Annotated in this window: 21 protein-coding genes and 1 riboswitch; of the genes, 11 read left to right on the forward strand and 10 right to left on the reverse strand. The window is 38.1% G+C overall.

Going from position 1 to position 22,381, the window contains the following annotated elements; genetic code table 11:
- Positions 1-142 precede the first annotated feature (142 nt).
- On the reverse strand, positions 143-1,108 hold the full coding sequence (locus ACZZZC_RS23255) for a tryptophan 2,3-dioxygenase family protein (protein WP_463484237.1): 966 nt from the start codon (positions 1,106-1,108) through the stop codon (positions 143-145).
- A gap of 63 nt (positions 1,109-1,171) precedes the next feature.
- Positions 1,172-1,233, forward strand: a riboswitch (Fluoride riboswitch).
- A gap of 17 nt (positions 1,234-1,250) precedes the next feature.
- Between ACZZZC_RS23255 and ACZZZC_RS23260 the strand changes: the two genes are divergently transcribed.
- Positions 1,251-2,540, forward strand: a complete 1,290-nt coding sequence (locus ACZZZC_RS23260) for a voltage-gated chloride channel family protein (protein WP_463484238.1) — start codon at positions 1,251-1,253, stop codon at positions 2,538-2,540.
- A gap of 77 nt (positions 2,541-2,617) precedes the next feature.
- Here ACZZZC_RS23260 and ACZZZC_RS23265 read toward each other — a convergent pair whose 3' ends face one another.
- Together ACZZZC_RS23265 and ACZZZC_RS23270 are read right to left on the reverse strand one after the other, a co-directional pair.
- Complete coding sequence (locus ACZZZC_RS23265) at positions 2,618-3,919, reverse strand: HAD-IB family phosphatase (RefSeq protein WP_463484239.1); 1,302 nt, start codon at positions 3,917-3,919, stop codon at positions 2,618-2,620.
- Entirely contained in the window at positions 3,919-4,881 is a 963-nt protein-coding gene (locus ACZZZC_RS23270; protein WP_463484240.1) for an NAD-dependent epimerase/dehydratase family protein, read from the reverse strand. Before ACZZZC_RS23270 ends, ACZZZC_RS23265 begins: the two co-directional genes overlap by 1 nt.
- 71 nt (positions 4,882-4,952) lie before the next feature.
- Here ACZZZC_RS23270 and ACZZZC_RS23275 point away from each other — a divergent pair, with 71 nt between their 5' ends.
- Together ACZZZC_RS23275 and ACZZZC_RS23280 are read left to right on the forward strand one after the other, a co-directional pair.
- Positions 4,953-6,134, forward strand: a complete 1,182-nt coding sequence (locus tag ACZZZC_RS23275) for a formimidoylglutamase (protein WP_463484241.1) — start codon at positions 4,953-4,955, stop codon at positions 6,132-6,134.
- A gap of 113 nt (positions 6,135-6,247) precedes the next feature.
- Positions 6,248-7,393: a redoxin domain-containing protein gene (locus tag ACZZZC_RS23280; RefSeq protein WP_463484242.1), complete on the forward strand. Its 1,146-nt coding sequence runs from the start codon at positions 6,248-6,250 to the stop codon at positions 7,391-7,393.
- 83 nt (positions 7,394-7,476) lie between these two features.
- Here the strand turns inward: ACZZZC_RS23280 and purD are convergent, their stop codons facing one another.
- The 5 genes from purD to dcd form a co-directional block, all read right to left on the reverse strand.
- The gene (purD, locus tag ACZZZC_RS23285) at positions 7,477-8,748 is read right to left on the reverse strand and encodes a phosphoribosylamine--glycine ligase (RefSeq protein ID WP_463488219.1); all 1,272 of its coding nucleotides are present in this window, start codon (positions 8,746-8,748) and stop codon (positions 7,477-7,479) included.
- Positions 8,749-8,877: 129 nt separating this feature from the next.
- Positions 8,878-9,759, reverse strand: a complete 882-nt coding sequence (locus ACZZZC_RS23290) for an SDR family oxidoreductase (protein WP_265800775.1) — start codon at positions 9,757-9,759, stop codon at positions 8,878-8,880.
- 129 nt (positions 9,760-9,888) lie between these two features.
- On the reverse strand, positions 9,889-10,650 hold the full coding sequence (locus ACZZZC_RS23295) for an enoyl-CoA hydratase/isomerase family protein (RefSeq protein ID WP_463488220.1): 762 nt from the start codon (positions 10,648-10,650) through the stop codon (positions 9,889-9,891).
- An 85-nt stretch (positions 10,651-10,735) separates the two neighbouring features.
- Positions 10,736-13,426, reverse strand: a complete 2,691-nt coding sequence (locus tag ACZZZC_RS23300) for a TonB-dependent receptor plug domain-containing protein (RefSeq protein ID WP_463488221.1) — start codon at positions 13,424-13,426, stop codon at positions 10,736-10,738.
- A gap of 82 nt (positions 13,427-13,508) precedes the next feature.
- On the reverse strand, positions 13,509-14,045 hold the full coding sequence (gene dcd, locus ACZZZC_RS23305; RefSeq protein WP_265800772.1) for a dCTP deaminase: 537 nt from the start codon (positions 14,043-14,045) through the stop codon (positions 13,509-13,511).
- A 71-nt stretch (positions 14,046-14,116) separates the two neighbouring features.
- On the opposite strand from dcd, the gene ACZZZC_RS23310 reads away from it, so the two are divergent.
- From ACZZZC_RS23310 to ACZZZC_RS23330, 5 genes are all read left to right on the forward strand, one after another.
- A complete protein-coding gene (locus tag ACZZZC_RS23310; RefSeq protein WP_463484246.1) occupies positions 14,117-14,764 on the forward strand; it encodes a 4'-phosphopantetheinyl transferase family protein in 648 nt (215 codons plus the stop codon).
- A 19-nt stretch (positions 14,765-14,783) separates the two neighbouring features.
- Positions 14,784-15,503 (forward strand): lipoyl(octanoyl) transferase LipB, encoded by a 720-nt coding sequence (gene lipB / locus ACZZZC_RS23315; protein ID WP_463484247.1) that lies wholly within the window; start codon positions 14,784-14,786, stop codon positions 15,501-15,503.
- A 56-nt stretch (positions 15,504-15,559) separates the two neighbouring features.
- Entirely contained in the window at positions 15,560-16,282 is a 723-nt protein-coding gene (locus ACZZZC_RS23320) for an SGNH/GDSL hydrolase family protein (RefSeq protein ID WP_463488222.1), read from the forward strand.
- Positions 16,283-16,368: 86 nt separating this feature from the next.
- Positions 16,369-16,734 carry a CD225/dispanin family protein gene (locus ACZZZC_RS23325; protein WP_463484249.1) on the forward strand — a complete coding sequence of 122 codons (366 nt, stop codon included), beginning with the start codon at positions 16,369-16,371 and terminating at the stop codon, positions 16,732-16,734.
- Positions 16,734-17,129, forward strand: a complete 396-nt coding sequence (locus ACZZZC_RS23330; RefSeq protein WP_463484250.1) for a DUF2752 domain-containing protein — start codon at positions 16,734-16,736, stop codon at positions 17,127-17,129. Before ACZZZC_RS23325 ends, ACZZZC_RS23330 begins: the two co-directional genes overlap by 1 nt.
- Before the next feature lie 191 nt (positions 17,130-17,320).
- Here the strand turns inward: ACZZZC_RS23330 and ACZZZC_RS23335 are convergent, their stop codons facing one another.
- The gene (locus tag ACZZZC_RS23335) at positions 17,321-18,061 is read right to left on the reverse strand and encodes an RDD family protein (protein WP_463484251.1); all 741 of its coding nucleotides are present in this window, start codon (positions 18,059-18,061) and stop codon (positions 17,321-17,323) included.
- 152 nt (positions 18,062-18,213) lie between these two features.
- Between ACZZZC_RS23335 and ACZZZC_RS23340 the strand changes: the two genes are divergently transcribed.
- From ACZZZC_RS23340 to rlmN, 3 genes are all read left to right on the forward strand, one after another.
- Complete coding sequence (locus ACZZZC_RS23340; protein ID WP_463484252.1) at positions 18,214-18,774, forward strand: DinB family protein; 561 nt, start codon at positions 18,214-18,216, stop codon at positions 18,772-18,774.
- A gap of 86 nt (positions 18,775-18,860) precedes the next feature.
- Positions 18,861-19,835 carry a 23S rRNA pseudouridine(2604) synthase RluF gene (gene rluF / locus ACZZZC_RS23345; RefSeq protein ID WP_463484253.1) on the forward strand — a complete coding sequence of 325 codons (975 nt, stop codon included), beginning with the start codon at positions 18,861-18,863 and terminating at the stop codon, positions 19,833-19,835.
- Between the two features lie 87 nt (positions 19,836-19,922).
- Entirely contained in the window at positions 19,923-20,978 is a 1,056-nt protein-coding gene (rlmN, locus tag ACZZZC_RS23350) for a dual-specificity RNA methyltransferase RlmN (protein ID WP_463484254.1), read from the forward strand.
- Here rlmN and ACZZZC_RS23355 read toward each other — a convergent pair.
- Entirely contained in the window at positions 20,975-22,276 is a 1,302-nt protein-coding gene (locus ACZZZC_RS23355; protein WP_463484255.1) for a leucine-rich repeat domain-containing protein, read from the reverse strand. The genes rlmN and ACZZZC_RS23355 overlap by 4 nt on opposite strands.
- Between the last annotated feature and the right edge of the window lie 105 nt (positions 22,277-22,381).

The following is a 22,381-nucleotide window of genomic DNA, read 5'->3' on the forward strand; positions in this document are numbered from 1 at the left end:
TAAATTTTGGGATGAGAGAATTTTGAATGATTGAATGATTTGCGGATCGCAAATTCACTCATTCTATCACTCACTCCATCTATCATTTTCTAATTGACGCAAATTAGCAAAAAACGAGCTTTTTTAATAGTATTTTCTGATATTAATCTTTGTTTTTGAGTGTTTTGAGTACACTAAGCACCCAGCCTTTGCCCCATTCTCCCATTTGTTCATCACTCCATAAAAAAGGATAAAAAATTCGTTTTTGAAAACGCGGAGGCAAATATTTCTGCCAGTTGGTACCGCCGGTTGCGGCTACATCAATCGGATCTTTTTCTAAATAACGCACTGCTGATTTATAGTGCGACAATGGCCACTCTACATTGACATATAAATCGAGCTTACGCAATTCTTCTGCAAGCGCAGAAACATCAGCACCATTTGCTGCCAGCTGATGATACAAAGCCGAGAAATTTGTAAGTGATCTATCTTTAGCCAGCTGTAAAAACTGAGCGGCATATTTTTTAATAAATTGCTTTAATGTTAAAGTTTGCTTACCCGATGACAACTCTGTAGCACCAAACTTCCAATAAACATGTTCGAACTGTTCTTCGATAGTAGCGGTGCTTAATTCTTCGCGTTTACTTTTATCAACCAAACGAATAAAATCAGTTGCACAAATCTCAATCATCCGATATTGCCCGGATTGAAAACCGCTAGCAGGTAATAATGACATTCTGAACTTCAAAAATTGTTCTTTCTCCATGCCATCCACCATCACCTCGAAAGAAGTAGTCAATGCATTAAAATAAGCATTAATTCTTTTAACACGAGCAGTAAAAAATTCGACAGTTAAATTTTCATGTTCAGCAATTTGCCTGCATTCATGCAAGGTCAGCTTAAAATATAACTCAGTAATTTGGTGGTACATGATGAAAATCTCTTCATCAGGAAACGGCGTTTTTGGACTTTGTAAACTTAGCAGCGTATCCAAATGGATGTAATCCCAGTAGGTTAGAAAATCGGCATAGAGCAACCCATCTAGATAAGAAGCCATATCCTGCCCCATGGCTGTATATTTTTCTTGTAGCTGATGAAGTTTATCTTTTATTTCGGGTGTAAAATCCATTATTCTAAGTTAGCTTTACAAAGGTGTTAAAGATTTTGGAAGAAATTGCTAAAATTTATACATTTGAACAATGGCGATGGGGTACCGCCAAAACCGCCAAACAGGCTGATGACTCCTACAATTTTATTTAAATTGAATTCTAATGCCTGTTAAAAAACCAACAGAAGGATTCCTTCTGTCTATCAATTCTTTTATTAAAAAGGATTTCGGAGTAGTATTATTGAGCACTTTAAAATGGCTTTTAATAGCAGCGCTAATTGGTGCAATAGTTGGCTCTGCATCTGCCTTATTTTTAGTAACCTTAAATTGGGCAACAAATTACAGAGAAAGCCACCTTTGGATCATTTCATTTTTACCAGTTGCAGGTTTTTTAATTGGCTTAGTATATCATTATTGGGGCAAGGATGTTGTTAAAGGAAACAATCTTTTAATTGAAGAATTACAGTCACCCAAAAAGGTAATTCCATTAATTATGGCGCCATTAATTTTTGCCGGAACGATTATTACTCATTTATTTGGAGGATCGGCAGGAAGAGAAGGAACTGCTGTACAAATTGGAGGTGCTTTTGCCGATCAGTTTACCAAGCTATTTAAGTTAAAGCCACGCGACAGAAAAATTATTCTCATCTGCGGAATTAGTGCTGGCTTTGCGTCGGTATTCGGGACGCCATTAGCAGGTGCAATTTTCGGCTTAGAGGTTTTCGTGGTAGGTAGTTTAATGTACACTGCAATTTTGCCTTCGTTTTTAGCCGCTATAATTGCCGATTATGCATGCAAAGTTTGGGGCGTTGGCCACACTCATTATTCCATTGGTGTTGTGCCACAAATGGATGCCATTAATCTGTTACTATCGTTGGGTGTTGGAATTGTTTTTGGCTTAGTGGCCAGATCTTTCTCCGCCTTAAACCATGGCTTTTCTAACTTGTTCAGTAAAATAAAGTATCCGCCTTTAAGGCCAGTATTTGGTGGGTTGACTTTAATTGTCATTATCTATTTCTTGGGTACAACAAGATATATAGGATTAGGAATTCCTGTAATTTCTGAATCATTTACGCAACAGGAGCCTTATTATACGTTTGCCATCAAACTTTTTTTAACGGCATTAACCTTAGGTTGTGGCTTTAAAGGTGGAGAAGTAACCCCATTATTTTTCATTGGCGCAACATTGGGTAGTTTCTTGAGTGTTTTTATTCCATTACCTATCGGATTATTAGCTGGAATAGGTTTCGTCGCCGTCTTCTCTGGCGCAGCAAATACACCATTGGCTTGTATTTTTATGGGCGTAGAATTGTTTGGTGTAGCATCTGGAATATACATTGCTCTTGCTTGCGTTGTGGCCTATCTATTTTCCGGGCATACTGGCATCTATCGTTCGCAAGCTATTGGTAGCCCAAAACATTTGTTGTTAAAGAGACATCAGTTTTTAAGGTAAGCTTTGACAACTTTCTTTCTTAAGTACTAGCAAAGTTGTCAAAACTTAAATCCATTGATAAAGGTCAAATCGTTGAATTAATATAATACCCTAAATTTTATAGTGTGCTCAATCTTTTTGAGTGATTTAAATAATTGTTTATCGTATTCAGCATTGATATCGGTAATTGCATATCCAATTTCTGGGTTTGTCATTAAAAACTGGCTTACAATGTTGATATCATGTTTGGCGAACACGGTATTAATTTTGGCCATAATGCCTGGAACGTTTTTATGGATATGAATTAACCGGTGCGATTTATCGATTTTCGGCAACTGCAAATTCGGGAAATTGGCACTCAAATAGGTAGCGCCGGTATTCATAAAATCAGCTACTCGTTTTGGAATAAAATCGATATTACGGGGATTGTTTTTCGGATCATCGAAAACTACAATTCCTTGTTTAGTGCAAACATCAAAGTCGATTTTATTCTTTGCGCTTCCTAAATAACCAATTGTTTTAAGTTTAGCAGCGTTTTTTAGTTGCTCCTTATCAATCTTTTCGCCATCTGCCAGAACAATAATGCCGACATCTTTAACATATTTTTCTTCGAAAGAAGTTTTATGCCTGATGGACAAGCCGTCATTCTTGAGTATAGAAAGTGTTAGTGGATCAACATCGCCAATAACCAAACAAAGAATCCTATTTTTGGGGTATGAAATTGCTCTTGGCAAATCATTCACATAGAGGAATTCGTCAAAACTTGGCGTTACGTGATCGGCTTTGGCAACAATGCTTTCACGGGCAATATTTTCTGTAAAAGCGAAAAACTTATTGATCAGCCCACTTTCCCGCAGCTGAAAATCTGAATAACCATCGCCAATACCGAAAAGTTCCCCTTCTAACTTTAAATGTTGCAATAACTTTACTTTCCCGCCTTCTTCACTTAAAGGGTTTGCGTGATCGTAATCTATAATTTTTCCATCGCCAGTGGTTACAAAAGTATTGGCATAAATATTTTCTTTTTTAATGTGATACTGGCTCACCACAGGAGTAATAAATTCTTTAAATCCGCCAGAAACGATTAAAACATCATCAGCATGTTTCTTGAAAAATTCTGCGTTACGCGAAAATGAGGTAGAAACTTTCTTTTTTAAGTGTTTAATCAGTTGTTTCAAATGATCTTCATTTGCCTCCAGCAATTTCACCCGTTGCGCTAAACTTTCTGAAAATGAAAGCTTGCCTTCCATGGCTAAATTGGTGTAGTCTTCAATCTTCTGGAAAATTGCCTCTTTGTCTGGGTGGTTCCTTAAAGAGATTCTAGCGAGTTCATCAAGTGCTTCTACCTGGGTAAAAGTACTGTCGAAATCGATAATGTAATATGCTTTTTGTTTGGGCATTATTTTAAGTGTTGGGTAATTTCTGTTATACTTTGAGCAAGCGGTTTAAAAACGATTCCGGTTTGCTCAATCACTTTATTATTATTGTAATAACTTAAAGTGATACTACTTTTGGCAGTGTCTTTAGTTATTGATGGTTCATTTCTGGTGAATAAGGATGTGAATTTCAATGCTCTCCAGGCTACACCAAGCATCCATGCTTTTGCTTCCTTTGTAGGCGGCTTTACTCCAAAACCTATTGCTATCTGTGTAAATAAATCTTTGTAATGAATATCTTCAGATGATAAAATATAGCGCTCTCCTGAAACTTCAGCATCCATCAACAAAATCATCGCTTTCACTACATCTTCTACATCAACAAAACCAGAGGCGCCGTTTGTATAAAAAGGAAATCCGTCTTTTACTAATTTAAAGATGGCTCCGCTCCCTTCGAAACCTGCATTTTTCCCAATAATTACTGATGGGTTTACGATTATGGCATCGAGGCCTTCGTTAATTCCACGCCACACTTCCATCTCGCTTTCATACTTCGATAGCCCGTAAGCATGTGCCTTCGAATCATATTCCCAAAAGTCCTTTTCAGAAATTTTATTCCCTCTTTTTGCTATTCCTAAAGCAGCAACTGAGCTCACATGTAAAAGCCTGCAATTATTTTCGGCACAGAGATTTACAATGTTTGAAGTTCCATCGATATTGACATGGAACAATTGTTTTTTATGTTTAGCACTTAAAGATACAAAAGCCGCACAGTGATAAACATGAGTTACTTTTTCAAAGGCTTCTTCCAGGTCAGCGGGTTCATTTATATCACCCAGAACCCATTCAATTAATGGATTGTCTTTAATTATAACCGGAATTTTTGAATTTTCACGTTTCAGCGCTCGTACGGTTAAACCCTTATCGGTTAACTGTTTTAATAGTTCAGACCCTAAAAATCCCGTTCCTCCGGTTACCAGTATCATTTTATTTTTTTCGAGCTATATGTGGAAATACGCATTCAAAAATAGATATTTGAGCCGAGAGTTTTAAATATATGTCATTAACGGATTTCTTTTCCCCAATAAACCCTGATAGTTTTACACCAAAGCAAGGATTTTTAACAAGCCAGCTAGGTTTAAAAGCACACATTTTTACCGAATCGTTTCCTGATTTTGAAGAGAATACTTACGATTTGGCCATTATTGGTGTGTTAGATGGAAGGGGGGCAGTAAATAATGAAGGCTGTGCGTTGGCACCCGATTATTTCAGGGAGAAATTTTACAAACTTAATGAAGGGTCTTTCAGCAGTAGAATTGTCGATTTAGGAAATATCAAGCATGGCGCAACGGTTGCCGATACTTACATTGCCATCAAAATGGTGGTGTCTGATTTGATCAAAAAAGACATCATTCCCATTATTATCGGCGGCGGCCAGGATTTAACCTATGCCCAATATTTAGGCTATGAAGATTTAGAGCAAAAGGTGGATCTGGTAATTATCGACAATCAATTTGATATTGGCGACGATGATACCCCTGGAATCCAAACAAGATCAGACTGTTATCTGAATAAGATTTTTCTTCATCAACCCAACTATCTTTTCAATTACAGCAACATTGGTTATCAAACTTATTTTGTAAATCAAGAAAGCCTGAGTGTGATGGACAAGCTTTATTTTGATGTTCACCGCCTTGGAGAATTTGCTCAGGACATCACGTTGACAGAGCCCATTATCCGCAATGCGAACATGATCAGTTTTGATCTGGGTGCCATCCGATCGGCTGATGCTGCAGCAAATGCGAACACTACACCAAATGGTTTCGACGGTGAAGAAGCCTGCCGAATTGCCCGTTATGCGGGCATGAACGATAAATTGACTTCAATTGGTTTTTACGAATTTAACCCGGCCTACGATAATAATGGCCAAACCGCGTTTTTGCTGGCGCAGATGACCTGGTATTTTGTAGATGGTTTTTATGCCCGTAAAAAGGATTTCCCACTTACACCAAAATCACAATTTATGATTTACAGAACCAGTTTGAAAGATGGTTCTGGTGAAATGGTTTTCGTGAAAAGCAAAAAATCAGATCGCTGGTGGATGCAGGTTCCATATCCTTCGGGCCAATCGAAAAACGAACGTTACCACCTCGTACCTTGCCGTTATGATGATTACCAGACTGCAGTAAGCGGCGAAATGCCCGATTTATGGTGGCGTACTTTTCAGAAGTTATCATAATCCAATGGATAATTTGTGGAAGTTCAAACACACTTCAACGCTACCATAATTTTACACAAGCAATTGCGTTCTAGCTATATATATCACTACTTTTGAAAAAACAAATCTCATTAATGAAAAAAATATTATTATCTGCGCTGGCCTTATTGCCTTTAGCAGCGTTGGCGCAAAAACCGTTTACACTAAACGGAAATATAAAAGGATTAAAAGCTGGTAGTAAAGTTTATCTGATTTATCAGGGCGATGGAAAAAACATTACCGATTCTACAACGGTTGTAAATGGAGCATTTTCTTTTAAAGGTACAGTTGAAAATCCTGCACAGGGAAGTCTTTATTTAAACAAAAATCCGTACGTTACCCGTCCTGCTGAAGGGGAGAAATTAGATGGCTTATCTATCTACGTAGAACCAGGAAGTATTAATTTGACAGCTACAGATTCGTTGAAAAACGCTGCTATTGTTGGTTCTCCAGTGAATGATGATGCCAGGAAATTAAAAGCTTTAACCAAACCAGTTAATGATAAGTTAATGGCTATCGATGCTGAATACAGAGCATTTACTCCAGAGCAGAAAAAGGATGAAGCCTTAATGACTAAGTTAAGAGAGAAATTTGAGAAAGAATCAGAAGCGCTTCCGCCGCTTTTATTAAACTTCGCACAGAATAACCCGAAATCATATATCAGTTTGAGTGCGATTGGTCAATTAGCGAGTGATCCGGAACAAGCTGTTGCGGCTGAAAAGGCATTTACAGCGCTATCTCCAGAATTGAAGGCAACTCCAAACGGAAAACAACTTACCCAAATGTTCGATGCGGGGAGAAAAACCGCTGTGGGTGTAATGGCTATGGATTTTACCCAAGCAGATACCGCAGGCAAACCTGTTAAGTTGTCTGATTTTAAAGGAAAATATGTTTTGGTTGATTTTTGGGCTTCTTGGTGCGGGCCATGTCGCCAGGAAAATCCAAATGTAGTGTTAGCCTATAATAAATTTAAAGATAAAGGTTTTACCGTTTTAGGTGTTTCGTTAGATCAACCTGGTAAAAAAGCTGCCTGGTTAAAAGCCATTGCAGATGATAAGTTAACCTGGACTCATGTTTCTGACTTAAAATTCTGGAACAATGAAGTTGCCCAGCTTTATGGCATTCGTTCAATTCCAGCTAACTTTTTAATAGATCCAACCGGAAAAATTATTGCTAAAGGTTTAAGAGAGCAGGCATTGCAAGACAAGCTTCAGGAACTTTTGGGAAGCAAATCGAAATAGATTCCACTTCATACCGAAGCCGCAGATTTGCAGATTTTATTAAATAGATAATCTGCAAATCTGCGGCTTTTTTTTACGATGAACTATATCAAATCAAAACCAATATCTTCTCTAAAGTATTTGCCATCGAAGTAAATTCTACCTGCATCGGCAGTAGCAGATTGCAGCGCAGTAAAAAGATCTTTCTGTAGGCTTGTGATCGCAATCACTCTTCCAGCGTTGGTTTTTACCACATCATTATCAAGCAAGGTACCAGCGTGAAAAGCATTTGAATGACGCAAGTTTTCAATCCCCGAAATCGCCTTGCCTTTCAAATATTCTCCAGGATAACCACCAGCTACAATCATCACCGTGGCCGCAGTTTGCTCAGAGATCACAAGATTTACCTGGTTCAACTGTTTATTCGCTGTGGCCATAAATAGTTCTACCAAATCATTTTCGATGCGTGGAATAACACTTTCCGTTTCAGGGTCACCCATACGGGCATTATATTCGATTACAAAAGGATCATCACCTACTTTGATTAAGCCAAAGAAAATGAAACCTGTGTAATCAATATTGTCTTTCTTTAAACCTTCTACAGTAGGTTTAATGATTCGCTCTTCAACTTTTTGCAAAAATTCTGGGGTAGCAAACGGAACCGGAGAAACCGAACCCATACCGCCAGTATTTAAACCTGTATCGTTTTGCCCGATTCTTTTATAATCTTTGGCAGAAGGAAGGGTCACATAGTTTTCGCCATCGCTTAAAATAAAAACCGAAAGCTCAATGCCGCTCAAAAATTCCTCTATAACAACCGTTGCGCCAGCGGCACCGAATTTACCACCAAGCATCAATTTTAATTCTTCCTGTGCTTCAACGGTTTCAGTGCAAATTAAAACACCCTTACCTGCTGCCAAACCATCAGCTTTTAAAACCACAGGCAAAGCATGCGTTTCCAGATATGCCAAACCTTGCTCTAATGTTTCGGGTGTAAAAGATTTTGAGGCTGCGGTTGGAATGCCATGACGCTCCATAAACTGCTTGGAAAAATCTTTACTTCCTTCCAGAATTGCTCCTTCTTTTTTTGGCCCGATTACCGGAATATGGGCAAGCGATGCGTCAGCTAAGAAAAAATCGTGAATACCATTTACTAAAGGTTCTTCTGGACCAACCACAACGAGTTCGATATTTTCTGCAAGAACTACCTTTTTTATCGAATCAAAATCATTTACGTTGATGTTGATATTGGTACCATAAACCCCTGTACCGCCGTTTCCTGGTGCAATAATTAATTTATCGCAGTGCGAAGACTGGCTCATTTTCCAGGCAAATGCACTTTCTCTGCCGCCTGAACCTAAAAGTAAGATATTCATATCGGCAAAGATAGGATTAGTGTTGGAAAATTGAATATTGAAATGTTCGAAAGTTGATCAGTTGATATTAGGGAACTTAGTGACTTCGAGAAAAAAATCTACCCGCAAGCACTTTTAACTTTAATCTTCTCAACTCCCTTTGGCACTTCTAGTCATTTGTTCCAACATATCCCACATCTCATTCGGAATGGCTTCCAACCCATTCATTTGTCCGGCACCTTGCAGCCACTCCCCACCATCAATCGTAATCACTTCGCCATTAATATAGCCCGAAAAATCGCTCACTAAAAAAGCAGCAAGATTTGCCAATTCCTGGTGCTCTCCAACTCTTTTTAGAGGCACACGGTTTTTGAAATCGAATTTTTTGGCCAAATCACCAGGCAATAAGCGCTCCCACGCCCCTTTAGTTGGGAAAGGACCCGGTGCAATCGCATTGGTGCGGATGCCATATTTGCCCCACTCTACCGCCAATGATCGGGTTAAAGCCAATACACCACCCTTTGCGCAGGCCGATGGAACCACATAAGCCGAACCGGTGAACGCATAAGTTGTAACAATATTTAAAACTGTGGCAGTTTGCTTTTCCTTGATCCAATGTTTACCAAAAGCCAGGGTACAATTCACCGTTCCTTTTAAAACAATGTCGATAATAGATGAAAATGCATTTGCCGACAATCTTTCTGTAGGAGAAATAAAGTTACCAGCAGCATTATTCAAGAGTACATCAACAGAGCCAAATCGCTCTAAAGTTTTTGCTAATACATTGTCTACCTGTTCGGGATCTCTTACATCGCAGGCAACGGCCAAAACTTTACCTCCTGTTTTTTCCTCCATCTCGTCGGCTGTTTTTTGCAAAACTTCCTGCTTGCGACTTGTAATAACAAGATTTGCCCCCAACTTCAGAAAATAGATTCCCATTGCTTTTCCTAAACCAGTACCACCACCTGTAATTACAATGGTTTTGCCTTTTAAAGCATCTTCTCTAAGCATAGGAGAATTGTAGTTGAGCATAATATTTTGGTTAGTGGGTTTAATATTGTGATGAGTTAATTACTAGATTATTCAGTTGAAATACTATTTAATTGCTACAATTGAAGCCAAGCTCGACTGTCACAAGAAAGCATCAACATAAAAATCGTGTTACTTTCTCTGCAGGCTTTCAATAATCGTTTTCAAAATATGGCGTGTGGCGGGCGACCACCATTGTGCAAGCATTTTTTCCAGAGAAGCAGATTGATCTGCAGACACCGCTGCGATTAATTCTTCGCGGATATTTAGTTTACTCTGCGACCAGGTATTACTTTCCAATTCCATGAACTTTTTAATCTTTCGCTCTGCGGCAGTAAGCAGGCTTTCGTTCTTCACCAGCTCATCCACCAAACCAACCTTAAGCGCTTCTTCCGGGTTGTAAAGTTTACCTGTCAATAAGCTACGGGTGGCTTCAGCTTTGCCCAACCAAAAGGCATACATCTGAAAAATGCTGTTAGGAACAATGATCCCAACCGGAACTTCGTTTAAACCGATAATATATTGCCCTTCGGCCATAATACGATAGTCACAAGCAAGTGCCAAAACGCATCCGCCGGCAGGACTATGTCCACTGATTGCTGCAACAATCGGCTTCTTAAAGGCAACAAGATTAGCAGTGAAATTTAAAAACAGTTTCCAAAAATCTTTTGCTTCTTCCTCATTATAGTTGTAAAGTTCTACCAAATCTAAACCTGCTGAAAAGAATGGAGCCGTTCCAGTTAAAATTACTCCACCAATATTGTCATCAGCAGAGATATTTTTAAGCATGTCATCTAGTTCGGTGATCAGTTGTCCATTTAATGCGTTAGACTTTCCCCTGCTCAACGTAATTGTTGCTAACCTATCGCTAACGCTTACTTTAATTGTTTCCATGTTAAATTTCAAAATGTAAATATTGATCTTATCAGGCAAACTTATAAGCTATGCTTGCATAATATTCAAATCTATCTATTTTTCTTTATTTCACCTCATAAGTGTAAACTTTTCTGGCTAAATGGCCAAAAGCATCAATGCCTTCCATTACCACCCGGTATTGCCCTGGCTCATCGGCATTATAAAATTCGAATTTTCCTTTGCCATCATTCTCAGCAACAACTTGTGGATTCCAATAAATGGTTGTCCTTAAATCTGCCCGGTTACTATTTGTACCTGCATCGTATTTTGGAGAATAAAACTCCCTCGAAACAGAGAACCCTCTCGGACTAAGCGTTACCACTCCTGGTGCATACCTATTGTAGTTTGCTGTTCCTCCGCCACGTTTAGTTGTAATGACGATAACGCCACCGCCTCCTTGAGAACCATAAATAGCTGTATTACCAATGCTTTTTAAAAGTTCAATTGATTCTACATCTGAAGGAACGATATTATCAAGAAAATCGGCTTCAACCCGCATCCCATCTAAAACAATCGACATTGGCGTATTTTGGCTGCGCATCAGATAAGGAATTCCGCCCTGAAAAATCACCCCCGGCAAACGCCCTTGTAAGCATTGAGACAAAGTTATGCAGGTAGAAAGATCATCAGCAGTCATAATATAATCTGCTCTTCCTGCGCCATTTAAATTAGCAGAATTTTTTGCCGGATTCCTTTTTTCAGTGATGGTCACTTCCTCTAACTTTATGGTTCGCTCCAGCAAGCCTAACCGTGTCATTTCATTAAAATAATTGTCGCTTTCCTTAATATATTTCATCAAAGAATTGTTCACGTTTACTTCAACATCTCCTGTATTTTTATTTTTGGTTACGATCTGGTTTGGTACCACATCCAAATTAATATCTACAAACTTACGTTCTGATTTGGTTCTCGCCTGAACCACAAATTTAGTGCTGTCAGGAAAATTTAGATTATCAAACACAAACCTTCCATCTACATTGGTAACCGTATCTAAAATAAAAAATGTTCCTTTAGATGCCATGATCATTACCTTACCCCCCGGAACCGGCTTGCCACCTTTGGTAACCGTTCCACTGATGCTAAGTGAATTTTCAGGCTTGTAAGTGATTGCTGGCCCTGTTCCCGCTGCTACATTTCGCCATAAAAATCTGCTCCAGCCATGTGTTAACATCAAATTATCCAGTTCTTTCATGGTTTTAACATCATCATTTAGAAAGTAATGATTTGGCTTTTCAATATATCCGGTTAAATCTGAAGTTAATAAAAGCGATGTAAGGATATTCGATTCGTTATCCTCATCAGGCGCTACTTTAGTAGCGTTGGTAACAGCGACAGAGTAAACGCTTAATACCGGCTTATTTTGGTTAGTGGCATCAAAACTAAAAGAGGATTTTCCCTTCCTGGTGGTTGACACAGCTGATGTATTCAGGTTTAGATCAATTAAATCAACCTTATGGTTTACAAAAATTAAACGTTCGGCTATAGGTTGGTTGTTAGTGGAAAATAAAGTGAACTGTACTACGCCAATTGGTAAATTTTTCTTCGGGATATTGGCAACCAGAACCTGTTTATCCATTTTGGCTTTAGAAACATAGAAAACGTTCCCACCCTGTTGTGCTACCACTTTTAATTCGCTGCCGTTAATCAAGCTTTCGCTAGCCATAATCTTAAGCGTAACCTTTGCTGTATCAGTATTGGTAATGGCGATGGCATATCCTGCCTTTTGAGCTACTGGAAGTTTGAAATCTTTGCTGGATCCATCTTTAAACTTAATTTTCGCGGTATAGGTTTTTCCTGACTGGGCATTAAAAATAAAATTCCCCATACCTAAATAAGCGGTTTCAAATGAGGTAATTTCAGCTCCTGTTTCGTCTACAATCGAGCCTTTTACATCTTCTCCATGTCCACTGGCATTCACAGTTTTAATGGCTATCTTTTGAGGAAGATTCTCAATCATCGAACCACCTTCCGGTAAAAACTGCACATCAACATCGTTAGAAGTGGAGGTGATCGGAATTATTTTCACCACTTTCTGCTTATTTTCCAAAGTAAGCGTGGCCACAATTTTCCCTGATTTATTGGCAAGCGCCTGGCTGCTGGTGAAATTTATTATAGCATCACCAGAAAGATTTGTTTTGACTTTGCCCTTGGCAACAGATCTATAATCAAGCTGTACATCGTAGCTTACATCGTTCTCTTTATAAGCAATACCATTTTTATCTTCGAAGTGGATGGTTGCCTGCACCTTATCCACATTGTTTTCCTTCGTAAAGGCGTAATCGGTTTTGGTAAATACCTTGTTTGCCCAGCTGTTCCCTATTTTAATGGTTTTATCAAAAAAGAATTCAGTTCCAAAGTTTCGCATATAATTGGTGTATGCCCTAATTCGGTAATTTCCTTCTCCTAATGAATCTGTTAGCTTAAAATCGCCCCATGTGATGCCGCTAATTAATGGCAATTTCACCATTTTCTTTACCGAATCTTTTTCATTAATTAACTCTACATACAAAATTTTGCTCAGTTGAGAAGGTGCTGTGGTTTTTGCATTGATTACATATCCTTTAAACCAAATATCATCGCCTATGGCATAATATGGTTTATCTAAATGCAGGTATACTTTTTCTTGTTGATATTTATTGGTGTAATCCTCGAGCTTGTTTAAAAGCAAGGTAAAAGGATCATCATCAATTTTAAAAGCAGTAAAACCAATAAGCAGTGCGAGAAAACTGATTGCGAGGGTAATTTTGATTTTCATTTGTGGCTAGGGTGTAAAAAAAATATGCCTCAAGGTACAAAACCGGAGGCATATTTTTATGAAGGTAACGTGAATTTTAGCGCTAAAATTTGTTCTTCCACATCATGCTTTCTACTGGCTTGGTAGTTTTATTATTATATTTTGCATTCCCTTTAGTATTGTACATTGTTTCGATATTTCCTTCTACCACAAAATAAATCAACTGTCCTATCGGCATCCCTGCATAAATTTTTACAGGCTGGGCAACAGAGATTTCTAAGGTCCAGGTATTGCAGAAACCAACATCACCCTTACCTGCGGTAGCGTGTATATCAATCCCCAGGCGTCCGGTGCTGCTTTTTCCCTCTAAAAATGGCACATGGCCATGTGTTTCGGTATACTCAAGCGTAACGCCAAGGTATAGAGTGCCTGGGTGCAATACAAAACCATCCTTCGGAATTTCAAAATGCTCAATTTCATTATGCTGCTTGGCATCCAATACGCGACTTTTATAGGTAGCCAGGTATTTACCTAAATGTACATCGTAAGAATTTGTACCTAAACTTTCTCTTTTAAAGGGCTCGATTATGATTGTTCCCTTATCAATTTCTTCTAATATCCTTTTATCAGATAATATCATTTTTATGCGTATTTTTGGCCTAAATTATCAATTAATTAAGATAGTTTTGCATGCTAATCTCAATTTTATAAATGCCAATAATTTATAATAAAAATGTTGATGAGCATTCAGTTCTTGCAATCTGGAAAATTGAGGAAACTGAAGCTGAAATGTTGGCTGGCCTTCAGCTTAAGCAACATGAGCTTGATGTTATATCAACGCTGAACAATGGCAAAAGGCTATTGCACTGGTTAAGTACAAGACTTCTTCTTCGTACCATGTTGAATACCAAAGAATATATCGATTGCCAATTTGATGAAGATGGAAAACCTTATTTAACCAATTTTGATTATCAAATTTCTTTAAGTCATTCTTATGATTATGCGGCTGTTATGATCAGCAAAAAAGATGCTGTTGGGGTGGATATAGAATTGATTAAACATAAAATAAAAAGTATACGCCATAAATTTTTGAGTGATGTTGAACTTGCCCAAAAACAAATCGGTGATAATATAGATGGCCTTTATGTGGCATGGTGCGCCAAAGAAGCCATTTACAAGTGGCATGGAAAGAAGGGTTTGGAATTCAAACGCGACATCCATATAAAGCCTTTTAAGCTCAAAAATGAAGGAAAATTAAATGCCATCGTGGCTCTTCCCTCAGGATCAAAAGAACTAACGGTAAATTATTTTAGGACAAAAGACGGCTATATGTTGGGCTACGTGGTGCATTCAGCCTAAATGTTATTAAGAATTATAAATGAATGATCAACCTACAAACGCTCCTTTAGTTCCTACGCAATTTATTGATTGGGGCTTAACAGATTACCAGCAAGCCTGGGATAGGCAGGAAGAACTGCTTAATAAAACGGTAGCATTAAAAACCGAGAATAGAGTAAACGGCACTCATTTGCCCACACCAAATTATCTTATTTTTAATGAACATCCTCATGTTTACACTTTGGGAAAAAGCGGTCATCCTGAAAATTTATTATTGGATGAACAAGGCTTAAAAGATAAGAGCGCCACTTATTATAAAATTAATCGTGGTGGAGATATTACTTACCACGGTCCGGGCCAAATAGTGGGTTACCCCATTTTGGATCTGGATAACTTTTTTACAGACATTCACTTATATCTTCGAACACTTGAAGAAGCTGTTATTTTAACTTTAAAAGATTATGGCATCGAAGCTGGTCGTTATACAGGATATACAGGCGTGTGGTTAGATGCTGATAATGAAAAAGCCAGAAAAATTTGTGCAATGGGTGTTCGCTGCAGCCGCTGGGTTACCATGCATGGCTTTGCCTTTAATGTAAATGTAGATCTCGATTATTTTAAAAACATTGTTCCTTGCGGAATTGATGATAAAGCCGTTACCTCTTTAGCTCAGGAACTTGGATACCAACTCGATATGGAAGAAGTAAAAGAGAGACTAAAAAATCATATCGCCGACCTCTTTAAAATGAATCTGATCTGATTTTAAAAGGATAGCGAACTTGAAACCGATGATCTGCCATTTGCGTAAATTGGGTTATGAAAGTTTTATTAAGTGTCGTTTTATTTTCTTTCTTAACTTCGGCTTGTAGTAAGCAACCAAATATGCCCGAAATCGATCAGCCTAACCCAAGCATAATACCTACTTCTGGCCAAAGCCGAACCTACCTTGCTCTTGGAGATTCTTATACCATCGGCGAATCGGTTAAACAGAGTGAATCATTCCCCTTCCAGTTGCAAAGTTTGTTAAAGAATAACGGTATCAATGTAGCAAGTCCTAAAATTATAGCCACCACCGGCTGGACAACCAGCGAACTGCAAAGTGCAATTGTGCAGGCTAAACTCACACAGAAATTTGATTTTGTTACGCTGTTAATTGGAGTGAATAATCAATATCGAGGCAATTCCATCGAGACATATAAAAAGGAGTTTGCAGAATTGTTACAAACTGCCATTTCATTTGCCAATGGCGATAAAACAAAGGTCTTTGTGGTCTCTATACCCGATTGGGGCGTAACTCCTTTCGGTAAAAACGCTGGTAAAAGTCCTCAAGTTATCGCCGCAGAAATTGATAGCTTCAATGCTGTTAATGAGCAGATTACTATTTCAGCAGGCATTAGCTATACCAATATCACACCTGCATCAAGAAAAGCAAGTTGCGATTTATCCCTTATTGCAAATGATGGACTTCATCCAAGTGCCAAAATGTATTCCGAATGGGCTGATGCTCTAAGTCCAAAAGTAAGTGCCGTTCTGAAATAATTTGAGGCCAATCTATTCTGTTTTTAAATTTAAAATTTTACTTTAGTTTAACTATTTGAATTAAAACCCTTAAAAAAACATTTATTATGGATGATCAAACACCTCAAGATCAAAAACCTCTTGGGCAACAACAACCATTCGGGCAGCAACAGCCTTTCGGGCAACAGCAATTCGGCGGAAATCTCGGGCCTGCACCAAAAAATTGGTTGGTAGAATCAATTTTAGTTACATTGTTTTGTTGCCTGCCATTAGGAATTGTCGGAATTGTTAATGCTGCCAATGTTAATAGTAAATATGCAATGGGCGATTTTGCTGGAGCTCAAGCTGCTTCACAAGCCGCTGGAAAGTGGACAAAAATTGGATTTTTCATAGGAATTGGCGTTTATGTACTCTATATTTTGTTTTTCGTTGTTTTAGGCTTTGGCGGGGCAATGATGAGTGATTACAGATAATGAATTTTAAGTACACCTTAGGTACTATTGTCCTTAGTACACTGCTAATAGTGTACTATAACTTTAATCCCGAGGTGTACAATTTCTTTCCAGAATGCCCATTCCACAAATTTTTACATCTTGATTGCCCAGGTTGCGGATCACAAAGAGCACTACACTCCTTATTACATGGAAATATTTTAAAAGCAGCAGATTATAACTTGCTTTTAGTAATCAGTTTACCTTTTTTGATAATCCATTTTTGTGCAAAAATAATTTCTTACCTAACAAAAAGAAATTACGATTTAAATTTATGGCGACGCCCTATTACTCCGAAGGTTATTTTTGCTGTAGTAGTCATATTCTGGATCGTTAGAAACCTTCCATATCATCCTTTCAAATACTTCGCAGCTTAGCTTCCACTTGACAAAAATAGGCTATTAGTGAATATCCATTTGAAGTATTAGGATAATTTTTAAGCATAGGCGGTTTTGATGATTTGAAATCCCATTACCTTTCAACCTATACTCTATTCGCTGCCATCGTATTCTTAAAATGTCCCGGCTGATACAGGAGGCTGGATAATCGAATAGTCACTTCAAACTGTTTAGCTGATACTCGAAGTAACATAATTATAATCCTTCAACACCGTTTCTAAAAACTGCAACTCGTTCATCCCTGCAGGCACACTTACAAAAATATGTTCTTTAGTTTTTGCAGCCATCGCATAAATTAGGCTTGCGTTTCCCGTTTGATAATAACCGGTAAGCACTTCGTGGATCAGTTCTACGTCTCTATCAGTCAAATGCATTACCTCTTTAAATTGAGGTTGATATTCCTCTGGCAAACTAAAATTAAAAGCTACCTGATTGAGTTGGGTACGTGGTATCATTTTTATCAGTGTTGTTTTGGCAAGTAGGTCTCCCAATCGTTGATGATTTTCGGTTACCGCTACAGATGCCAATGCAATTACCCCCCAACCCAATGGAAAACCAAAATCAATCATTCTGAATAACCACCTAATTAAGTATTGGCCAAAAGTTGGTTGTGTTCCATCCAAATTAATTACTTTAATTTTCATCACTCGCTTGCCAAACGATTGTCCGTTCATGGTGAGCTCGCAAACTAAATCATAAAATGCATATATAATAAGGTAGACGATCAAAATCACCACACCTAATGTTCCGGAGACGCTTATAGATCCGATAATAAATAAAATCCAGGCGACAACAAATAGTATCGCAAAGCCAGCTAAATCTATACATCTAGCCGCTATTCGCTCACCCAAACCTGCAATTTCATATTCAATATCGATATTTTGAGCAGTGTTAATTCTGATACTATCCATTTTTCAAACATAATTTTTTTTAAGGATAATCAGACAATTTTACCCTTAAATTTAAATATGAAATAAAAGCTATTTTTTTGAATAAAAATTCTGCACTGCCATAGGGTTGTCACTAAGGCATCCTTTCTTTGTTTAAGCAAATCAAAAAAACCATGAGTATAGCAGATTTATTATTGATGGAATTAAACACAATAGGAAAAACAAAACAACAAAGTATGGATATTATTAAATTATTATTGAAAGAATTCGAAGCAGAATTCACCACCACTAGCAAATTTTTGGCTTTGGTCCCTACAGATAAATTTACTTGGGCACCCCACGAAAAAAGCATGAAAATGAAATCATTGGCGAGCCATATTGCAGAACTTCCAGGATGGGTAAGTTTAGCCATTACTGCAGATGGTTTGGATTTCGCCACTGCTCCCTATGAAGAAAAAAAGGTAAGCACCAACGGCGATCTGCTTCATCTCCTGGAAGAAAGTTATCAAAGTGGAAAGAAAGAATTAGAAAATGCCGACCCTCAACGGTTAAACAATCAATGGATTTTGCGAAATGGAGATCAAATTCTCGGCGACTTGACTAAATATGAAATGATCCGCATAGCCTTTAGCCAGATTATTCACCACAGAGCGCAATTAGGTGTTTATTTAAGATTATTGGATATCCCTATTCCAGGCAGTTATGGGCCAAGTGCAGACGACCAAAGTTTTTAGCAACTGAATTGAGAACACCAACAATTTGTTGGTGTTCTTTGGTTACTATTGGTTCATAACATAATTTATTTCCGTAAAATTGCATCATGAACAACAATGCTGCAACCCGGTTAAATAAATTTATAAGTGAGAGCGGTTTATGTTCCCGCCGTGAAGCAGATCGGTTTATCGAAAAGGGCAATGTTTTCATCAACGGCAAAAGAGCCAAAATCGGAGATCAGGTTTTTGCTGGTGATAAGGTGATGGTCAATGGTCACAATATTGAACCGAAAGAAGAATCAAATTTTATTTTATTGGCTTTTAACAAACCTGTGGGCGTTACCAGCACAACAGAATCTAATGTTAAAGATAATATAGTTGATTACATCAACCATAGCGAACGTATATTTCCTATTGGCCGGTTAGATAAAGATTCATCAGGATTGATTTTCTTAACCAACAATGGTGATATTGTTAACAAGATCTTAAGAGCAGGAAATAAACACGAAAAAGAATATGTGGTTACGGTAAATAAGCCTATAACCGAAGATTTTGTGTTTGAGATGAGCAATGGTGTACCGATTTTGGGCGTAAACACCCGCAAGTGCAAGGTTCGTCAAATCAGTACGTTTGTATTCAATATCATTTTAATACAAGGTTTAAACAGGCAAATCCGCAGAATGTGTGAGCATTTTGGCTACGAAGTAACCAAGTTAGAACGTACAAGGATTATGAATATTAATCTCAAAGGCATTCCTACAGGTGAATTTAGAGAGTTGAGTGAAGAAGAAATGAACGGCATCATGAAGAGTGTCGAAAAATCTTCATCTGAGGCTGTAGCAAAACCGAAGAACACCAAAAAGAAAACTAATTCCTGGGAAGAGATTCCCGAGTTGAAGCAGGATCAACCTAAAAAACCATTTAAGTCTAATAAACCGGTTTCTAAATCGGGTGGAGCAAAAAAGAACACACCTCATTCTTCCTCAAAATCTGCTGGAAAAGGTGGCGCTAGCAATAGAAATTCTAAACCTGCAAAAGGTAAACCCTCAGGAAAATCAAATACCAGACAAAGAGGCAGATAACCTGCAAATTGTAAAATTTGAAACTAAACTGTTTGCTTTCTGCTTTGATCTTTCAGCTTAAAAGCTTTTTAAGTACCTTTGCAACAAATGGTAACAGCAAAAAAAATCGATATCCGCTCATTGGATTTGCCTCAATTGCAGCAGCACTTAACTGCATTGCAACAGCCTGCATTTAGGGCGAAACAAATCTATCAGTGGTTATGGGAGAAATCAGCCACTACGTTTGATGAAATGAGCAATCTTTCAAAAGATTTACGCAAGACGCTGGAAGAAGGATTTTCAATTAATGCTGTTCAGGTAAACAACTCGCAGTTCAGTAACGATCACACGATTAAGAACACTTTTCGTTTAGCTGATGGAAATATCGTTGAGGGAGTTTTAATCCCATTGGAGGATAGGATGACCGCTTGCGTAAGTTCGCAGGTGGGTTGCAGTCTAACCTGTAAGTTTTGTGCCACGGGTTACATGGATCGTAAACGCAACCTAAATGCAGATGAAATTTATGATCAGGTAGTTTTGATCGACAAACAAGCCAAGCAAAACTATAATAATCCCCTAACCAATATTGTGTACATGGGTATGGGCGAACCGCTTTTAAATTACGCTAATGTACTTAAATCAATAGAGCGAATTACCGCTCCAGATGGGTTAAATATGAGCTACAAGCGGATTACGGTTTCTACGGCAGGCATTGCAAAAATGATCAAAAAGTTAGGTGATGATGGCGCAAAATTTAATCTTGCTCTTTCTCTTCATGCCGCAGATGATAAGAAACGTAATGAGATTATGCCCATTAACGAAGCAAATTCATTAAAAGCATTGGCCGATGCCTTGAAATATTATTTCGCCAAAACTAAAAATCCGGTAACATACGAGTACATCGTTTTCAACCATTTTAATGATGAGATTAGTGATGCGATGGATTTAGCTAAATTCTGTAAACATATTCCTTGCAAAGTTAATCTAATTGAATACAATCCAATTTCATTTGCTGATTTTACTAATGCCGAAGGCGATAAAATAGATGCTTTTTCAAACTATTTGAAAAGCCAGGGAATCAATACAAATATTCGCCGAAGTCGTGGTAAAGATATTGATGCCGCCTGTGGTCAATTGGCTGTAAAAGAAGAAGCTGCCAACTAACTGCTTCTAAGCAAAGTTAATTCAGTTAATATCTCATTGAAACCAGGCCGTAGCTGTTGATCTTCAGATAAACACAAATCGCGAAGTTTGCAAAGCGCATCATAAGCAGAAATATTCGCACGGCAAAGGGAAAGCAAATCATCGAGCAGAAATCCGAAGGCCTTTACTTCAATTCGCTCCAGATTGAAAGCTAAAGCAAGATTTCGTTTATCGTACTGTGAAGCCGCTCCAAAATCGCCGAATAATGTTTTACCGGTATCATCAACCAGAACATTATGTGCATATAAATCACCATGCATAATTCCTCGTTCATGCAAATGTGCACCTACAGAAGCCATACTAATGGCAATTTCAAACAATTGCTGCTCACTGAGTTTAAAGTCTTCGTCAAACACATCCCTTGTACAAGTGTTTAAAGTTGGCGGTTTGCCAAGATTATAAAAGTGAGCAGGAATCAGTTCCATCACCAAACCCTTTTTACCCTGATCATCTAAATCAATTACAGACTTCAATTTCACGATCGAAGGGTGATGCCCCGCGGCCAAATAAGCTTGCAGCTCATCCTCCGGAAAGCCGTCACTGGTAACATTCCCTTTAAATATTTTGATGGCTACTTCATCCTGATTATTAACATCTATACTGGTCGCTTTAAATATCGTACCGGAAGCTCCTTCTCCCAGTAACTGCCCAAGCTGAAATTGATCAATATTTACTGCCGCAACTGACTCGACTTTCTGGTTTATCATATTGTTACCCGAAAAAGCCAACCAGGCCAAACTTCTCATTTCAACTAACCACTCGGGCAACATATTTAAGTTATTTGCAGCAATCCGCAACAATGCAAGACTACTGCAATTTGCAAGCTCCTTAGGCAACGCTGCCAATCTATTTCCAGCTAGCATCAGCTTTTCCAACTTCGAACACTTACCAATAGATGCTGGTAAACTGGAAATTTGATTATTAGTAAGGATTAACCACCGCAAATTAGCATGAAATGCATCATTTGGGATATGCGTTATTAAATTACTCTTAAACCCAATAATTTGGAGGTTATCGCACTTACCTAAAACGTCTGGAAAAATGGCAAATCTATTTTCGGATGCAAAAAAAACCTTCAGCTTTTTAAAGCTGTTGAAATCATCCGGTAATGCTGTTAACTGATTGGATGATAAATCAAGGTATTCTAAGGTATCAGTAAGCTCAAAAAGCTGCTCAGGAAACGACTCAAGCCCTTCAGATATCTTTACAGTAGTGGCGCCCAAAAGTTCGCCGTTAATAAGTTGTGTTAAAGTTTGCAATTTATAATGGAAATGAACAGCGAAGATAAAGGAAACATTTTATATGATGGATATTTAGTAGGTGCTTTATTGGAAACATTGGTTTGAAGCAATTTGTTCTTCAGC

The organism is Pedobacter sp. AC212, from assembly GCF_979258625.1.